Source organism: Brevundimonas sp., from assembly GCF_035561115.1.
Classification (GTDB): domain Bacteria; phylum Pseudomonadota; class Alphaproteobacteria; order Caulobacterales; family Caulobacteraceae; genus Brevundimonas.
This window is the reverse complement of sequence record NZ_DATMYH010000122.1, coordinates 1-5,779: the sequence shown is the minus strand read 5'-3', so window position 1 is coordinate 5,779 and position 5,779 is coordinate 1. Positions and strand designations below refer to the sequence as shown.

Below are 5,779 nucleotides of genomic sequence, written 5' to 3'. Positions count from 1 at the left end.
GGGTCAGGTTGAGCCCGCCCCGCCCGGCCATCAGGAATTTGCGCGCGACCGAGGGCATGGCCTCGTGCACCACCACCTTCAGCCCCGCCTGCGCCAGGCGCTCGGCCGCCATCAGCCCGGCCGGCCCGGCTCCGATCACATGCACGGTGCGTGAGGATTCGCTCATCTGATCCGAAGTGAAAAGGGCTGGTGAGCGAAGAGGTGAGCCGCTGCAATTCGGCGCGGGTGCGAAACGCTCACCTCTTGCTCACTAGCACCTTTCACCCAACACTCGAAAAGAACCGTGACCGGAACGCCCCGAGCCGCCATACGCTCATCCCCCATGAGCGTCGCCTTCACCCGCGAGGAGGATCTGGAGGCTGTGGCCGCCGATCTTCCCGACCGTCCCGTCTCCCCGCACCCCAATCTGGTCACGTCCTCCGGCCTGACCGCGATCGAGGCCGCCCTGGCCGCGGCCCGCGCGGCCTACTCGGCCGCCCAGGCCCAGGGCGACATCGAGGCCGACCGCACCGCCATGGCCCGGGCCACCCGCGACCTGCGTTACTGGTCCGCCCGCAGAGCCACCGCCCAGCTGGTCGAGACCGAACCCGACGGCCGCGTCCGCTTCGGCGGCTCGGTCACGATCGAACGCGAGGACGGCCGGGCCCAGACCTGGCGCATCACCGGCGAGGACGAGGCCGATCCCGCCGCCGGTTCCGTCAGCCACGTCTCCCCCCTCGCCGTCGCCCTGATCGGCAAGACCGTGGGCGACGAGGCCGTCGTCGCCGGCCAGACGGTGGAGATCGTCGCCGTCGATTGACGCTCAACGGTTGCCCCGGCCCCCCGCTTGCCCCACCTTGGGGAACACAAGGCGCTCCTGCGGCGCTTCCTGCGTTCAAGTAGCGCGAAGCGCGACAGCGCCAATACCCGCGCTCAGGCAGCGCCGACAAAGAGAAAGAGCCTCCAATGGCCCGCAAACCCAACTACAGTTTCGAGCGTCAGGAACGCGATCGCGCCGACGCCAAGAAGGCCGCCGAGAAGGCCGCCGCCAAGGCCGAGAAGAAGGCCGCCGCCGCCGCCCGCAAGGAAGCCGGCCTGCCCCCGCTCGAGGAAGACTAGACCAGACCCTCCAGCGTCGGGGCCTCGGCCGCGCTGCCAGGGAAGACGCGCGCGTCCAGCGCTGTCCGGTCGACGCCCAGGTGGTCGCGCAGCACGCGCTTGAACACCGAACGCCCATCCAGCGTCGGGGCTAGGTCGCGCCCTTCGAACAGCCGGTTCTCCGCCAGCGTCGGCCAGTCTCCGATCAGGCCGCCCCGGCTTCAGCGCCCCGCCCGCGGGCGCGCCCCCCGGGCGTCACCCGCGCCGCCAGCCAGCCGGGCGGGTCGGCGGCGACCCGCTCGATCTCGCCCGGCCGGGCGCCCAGGCCGAAACGGGTCACGGCGACGGCGGCTGTCCGGGCGGCGGGCTCGGCGCCGTTTTCGGCGTCAGCCCCGGGGCCGGCCCTCGCCGATCGCCTCGCCCAGCACCGCCTCCATCTGCCCGATCCCGTAGGGCTTCAGCAGCAGGCGGAAATTCCCGGCCCCCGCCGCCGAGGCCGCCTCACTGTATCCGGTCGTCAGGACCACCGGCAGGTCGGGCTGCCGGCTGCGGATTTCCTTGCCCAGGCCCAGGCCGTCCAGTTCGCCCGGCATGACCATGTCGGAAAAGACCAGATCGAACCGCTCGCCGCTCTCGAGGATGTTCAGGGCGTCGGTGGCCTGGGCGGCGCGCACATAGGTGTAGCCGAGGTCGCGCAGCATGTGGCCGACGCCGGCCGCCACCGCATCGTCGTCCTCGACCAGCAACAGCCGGCCGCCGCGTCTGCGCGCCGGCCCGGCCGCCGCCGCCCCCGCCGGCGCCGCGCTCAGGACGGTCGCCGCCTTCTCGCTGCGCGGCAGGCACAGGGTGAAGGTCGTCCCGATCCCTTCCGCCGACTCGACGCCGATCTCGCCCCCCGACGACCGCACGAAGCCATAGACCTGCGACAGGCCCAGGCCGGTGCCGCGTCCGACCTCCTTGGTGGTGAAGAAGGGTTCGAACACGCGCGACGACACCGCCGGGGACATGCCCGTGCCGGTGTCCGTCACGGTCAGGCAGACGGTGTCATGCCCGCTCTCCGATCCGGGGACGTTGTGCGCCGACAGGGTCAGCGTCCCGCCGTTCGGCATGGCGTCGCGGGCGTTGACCGCCAGGTTCAGCAGCGCCAGCTCCAGTTCGCCTGCGTCCGCCTCGATCCGCCACAGGCCCTCGGGCAGGTCGACCACGACCTCTATGTCCTCGCGCAGCGACCGTTCCAGCAGGAATCGCAGCCCCTCCACCTGGGTCGGAAGGTCCAGCACGTCGGCCTTCAGGGGCGAGCGGCGCGAGAAGGCCAGCATCTGCCGCGTCAGGGCGGCGCCCCGCTCGATCGCCTGACGCACCCCCTCGCTCAGCGTCCTGCGCTTCTTCGGATCCTCGGTCCGGTCCAGCAGTTCGATGCCGCTCGAGGCCACCATCAGCAGGTTGTTGAAATCGTGGGCGATGCCGCCGGTCAACCGGCCGATGGCCTCCATCTTCTGACTCTGGCGCAGCGCCTCCTCGGCCTTCTCGCGCTCGGCCATCTGCTGCTGCAGCAGCAGGTTGGTCTCGGCCAGCACCTCGGCCCGGCGCGCCAGTTCCCGGTTGGCCTTCCGCAGGGCTCCCTGCGCCACGGACAGGACGACCACGACCAGCAGCGCCAGACCCAGCACCAGCAGCAGGCCGGCGTTGCGGCTGAACCGCTGCGAAGGCGGCGTGTCCAGAAGGCGAAGCCGCGCCGTGCCCAGCCTCTGGCCCGCCTCCTCGACGGGCCGCACGACATAGAGCCGGCTGTCCCGGAAAACCGTGGCGCGGTCTCCCGGCGCCGCGACCCTGGGAAGGGTCTCTCCGGGCCGCGCAAAGCTGGCCACCATGCGGTTGTGCTCGTCATAGACCGCGGCCGCCATGACGTTCGGATTGATCTGGACGGCGTCGACATAGTCCTGCGCCGCCGCCTGGTCGTCGAACGCCAGGGCTCCGCTGACGGCCTCGGCCAGCAGGTCGGCCTGGGCCTCCGCCTCGCGCGCCAGCTGCTGCTTCAGGCCGCGCTCGCTGACGATCGCGGTCGCCACGCCCGTGATCAGCAGCACGATCAGCGACGCCAGCACCAGCAGGGGAAAACGGCCGCGTCTCAGACGCTCGATCCACGCCATCTCAGCCGCCCCGCACGGACAGGGCCAGGTTCAGCAGGCGCGAGCTGATCGTCAGACCGTTCCGCGCCGCCGCCTGCTGGTCGATATGGAACCGCACCCGGCCCTCGCTGAGGACGAAGTGGACGGCGCCGCGGTCGGACGCCGCGCCGTCGGTGACCAGCAGCACGCCCGGCTGCCCCGCCGCCGCCGCGGCCGTCCCGCCGCCCTGACCGGCATAGACGATATGGCACCCCGCCATCGCCGCCGCATTGGCGGGGCGGCGCACCGCCAGCGGCCGGCCATAGGCGGTCTGGGCCCGCGCCGCCGTGTCCAGCGCTGCGCCGAAGGGATCGCGCCCCACGACACAGATGACGACCGGCGCCTGCGGGGTCGAAAAGACGCGCGGCGGCCATTCCACAAAGGCGGCGAACCGCACCAGGTAGTTGGCCTTGACCGAATATTCGAGCCGGCTCTGGGCGGCCGCGGGCCAGGCGGCGGCCAGGAGCGTCAGGCCCCAGGCCGCCGCTCCCAGACCCGCCGGTATTCGCCGGGCCCGCGCCATCTCAGAAGCTCGTCCGCAGGGCGACGAAGACGCTGCGGCCGAAGGCCCGCTGTCGGGCGGTGTCGCCGGTCTCCACGCGCCGGTCCTGCAGCAGATTCTGGCCGCTGAGCGACAGTTCCAGCGCCTCGGTGAGCCGCCATCCCAGCCGCGCATCCGCCTCGACCCAGGAGGCCGTCCCGCTCGGTTGCAGCGTGTCGACGGCGCGCAGGCGCAGGTCCAGATCCAGCCGGTCGGTGATCCGGGTCTGGGACTTCAGCAGCAGCTGGTATTCCGGATCGTCCCCGGTCGAGGCCAGGCCCGTGATGTCCGAACCTGACGGATCGACGGCGAAATCCTTGTTCAGGGTGCTGAGGCCCGCGCCCACCCGCCACCGGTCGGTGACGTCGTAGCTGCCCCAGGCCTCCACGCCCCAGGTCTCGCCCTCGCCGAAATTGGTCAGGCTGATCGGGAACAGCGTCACGGGGTGGAAGGACGCCGTCCGCAGGTCGTCATAGACATTGTAGAAGGCCGAGATCGAGAACGAGACCTGCTCGCGGGGCCGCGCCCGGTAGCCAAGCTCGTACGCCGTCACGGTCTCGGACTGGAAGTCGCCGCCGACGAGAACGCCCGGCAGGGTCAGGTCGCGTTCGATCCGGTTGGGCGTGCGGCTGGCCCGGCTGATCGCGCCCCAGACCAGGTCCCCGCCCGGCCGTTCCCAGCCCAGCCGGATGTTGGGCAGGAATTCCTGCCCTGAGAAGCTGTTGTCCTCGAACTTCACCCCCAGCGTCAGCGTCAGGGCCCCGGTCAGGGCGATCTGGTCCTGGGCGAAGATGTTCGTCAGCGACAGGGCCCGCTCGGACGGGTCGAGGAAGGCGGCCGCTCCGGGCGCGGCGACGAAGCGCGACTGCACGGTCCGGTATCCCGCCCCCAGCACCAGCTGGTGCCGCCCCCGGCCGAAGGCGTGCTGGGCCGACAGGTCCCAGGTGTCTGAATCTTCGACTCCCGCCGATTCCGTCCGCTCGAAGCGGTCGTAATAGGCCTGGACCTGCAGCTCGCCGCCGCCGATCGGACGCGTCCACCGTCCCAGCAGGTTGCGGCCGCTGACCCGCGTCTCCTCGCCCGAGAAGTCCTCGTTGACCGCCACCTCATTGTCGAACACGTCGCCCTGCAGCGTCAGCCGGTTCACTCCTGCGGTCCAGTCCGCCCGCGCCCCGCCGCGCAGCCCCCCGGCCGCGTCGGTGGCGTCCCCGCCCGTCAGCCGGTAGCTGTCGTCCCGCGTGAATCCCGTCACATAGGCCCGCCATCCTCCGGTCTCGCCCAGCCGTCCGCCGTGCCGCACGGCGAAGGTCGCGTCCTCATTGCCGGCGCCGACGCTGACCAGCGTCCCCGTCGTGTCCGCCGCCGACCGGGTGATGATGTTGATCACGCCGTTCATGGCGTTGGATCCGTACAGGGCTCCGCCCGGTCCGCTGATGACCTCGATCCGCTCGACGTCTTCCAGCATCACGTCGCGGGCGTCCCAGAACACGCCCGAACTCAGGGTCGTATAGAGGCTGCGCCCGTCCAGCAGCACCAGCAGCTTGTTGGACTGCTCATAGCCGTTGAAGCCGCGCGCGCTGATCGCATAGTCGACCGAATTGACGCGCTGGACGTTCAGATTGGGCGCCAGCCGCAGCGCCTCGGGCAGGCTGGTCGCCCCCGAACGCCGGATGTCGTCCCGGGTGATGACGAAGATCGCCGCCGCCGCATTCGCCAGGGTCTCGGGCCGCCGCGACACCGAGGTCACCTCGACCATGGCCAGCTCTTCCAGCGACAGTCGCGTCAGATCCTGGTCCGTCGGCCCCGCGCCCTGGATCGCGGGCGTGCTGTCAGCCGCCGCCGCAGCCGCCGCCGGCAAGGCCGCCAGCAAGGCCGCCGCCGCCGCGCCCGTCACACCCCGATATGCCAAAAGCCCCCCGCTCCCTGATCCGCGCCCGACAGATTCGCTTGGGAACGCCGTCGGCGTCAATCAGTTGCCGGACGCCTGCACCAC

General features: G+C 71.3%; 7 protein-coding genes. 2 read left to right on the top strand and 5 right to left on the bottom strand.

Translation table 11 applies throughout. The features are described 5' to 3' along the window. Window positions 1–166: NAD(P)/FAD-dependent oxidoreductase (locus tag VN378_RS16410; protein WP_325744630.1), on the bottom strand; the 166-nt coding region annotated here is incomplete at its 3' end. A 156-nt stretch (window positions 167–322) separates the two neighbouring features. Between VN378_RS16410 and greA the strand changes: the two genes are divergently transcribed. Together greA and VN378_RS16400 are read left to right on the top strand one after the other, a co-directional pair. After that, window positions 323–799: a transcription elongation factor GreA gene (gene greA, locus VN378_RS16405; protein ID WP_325744629.1), complete on the top strand. Its 477-nt coding sequence runs from the start codon at window positions 323–325 to the stop codon at window positions 797–799. Between the two features lie 146 nt (window positions 800–945). After that, on the top strand, window positions 946–1,098 hold the full coding sequence (locus VN378_RS16400; RefSeq protein ID WP_200943719.1) for a hypothetical protein: 153 nt from the start codon (window positions 946–948) through the stop codon (window positions 1,096–1,098). Between the two features lie 184 nt (window positions 1,099–1,282). On the opposite strand, the gene VN378_RS16395 is transcribed toward VN378_RS16400, so the two are convergent. The 4 genes from VN378_RS16395 to VN378_RS16380 are packed head-to-tail and all read right to left on the bottom strand — an operon-like array spanning window position 1,283 to window position 5,695. Then, window positions 1,283–1,417: a hypothetical protein gene (locus VN378_RS16395; RefSeq protein ID WP_325744628.1), complete on the bottom strand. Its 135-nt coding sequence runs from the start codon at window positions 1,415–1,417 to the stop codon at window positions 1,283–1,285. A 46-nt stretch (window positions 1,418–1,463) separates the two neighbouring features. Further along, window positions 1,464–3,227: an ATP-binding protein gene (locus tag VN378_RS16390; RefSeq protein WP_325744627.1), complete on the bottom strand. Its 1,764-nt coding sequence runs from the start codon at window positions 3,225–3,227 to the stop codon at window positions 1,464–1,466. A gap of 1 nt (window position 3,228) precedes the next feature. After that, complete coding sequence (locus VN378_RS16385; RefSeq protein ID WP_325744626.1) at window positions 3,229–3,768, bottom strand: YfiR family protein; 540 nt, start codon at window positions 3,766–3,768, stop codon at window positions 3,229–3,231. A gap of 1 nt (window position 3,769) precedes the next feature. Then, window positions 3,770–5,695, bottom strand: a complete 1,926-nt coding sequence (locus VN378_RS16380; protein WP_325744625.1) for a TonB-dependent receptor plug domain-containing protein — start codon at window positions 5,693–5,695, stop codon at window positions 3,770–3,772. Window positions 5,696–5,779 lie beyond the last annotated feature (84 nt).

Excerpts from the sequence above, each read along its gene's own strand:
- greA (WP_325744629.1), top strand. The coding sequence starts at position 323 with ATGAGCGTCGCCTTCACCCGCGAGGAGGATCTGGAGGCTGTGGCCGCC.
- VN378_RS16400 (WP_200943719.1), top strand. The coding sequence starts at position 946 with ATGGCCCGCAAACCCAACTACAGTTTCGAGCGTCAGGAACGCGATCGC.
- VN378_RS16390 (WP_325744627.1), bottom strand. The coding sequence starts at position 3,227 with ATGGCGTGGATCGAGCGTCTGAGACGCGGCCGTTTTCCCCTGCTGGTG.
- VN378_RS16385 (WP_325744626.1), bottom strand. The coding sequence starts at position 3,768 with ATGGCGCGGGCCCGGCGAATACCGGCGGGTCTGGGAGCGGCGGCCTGG.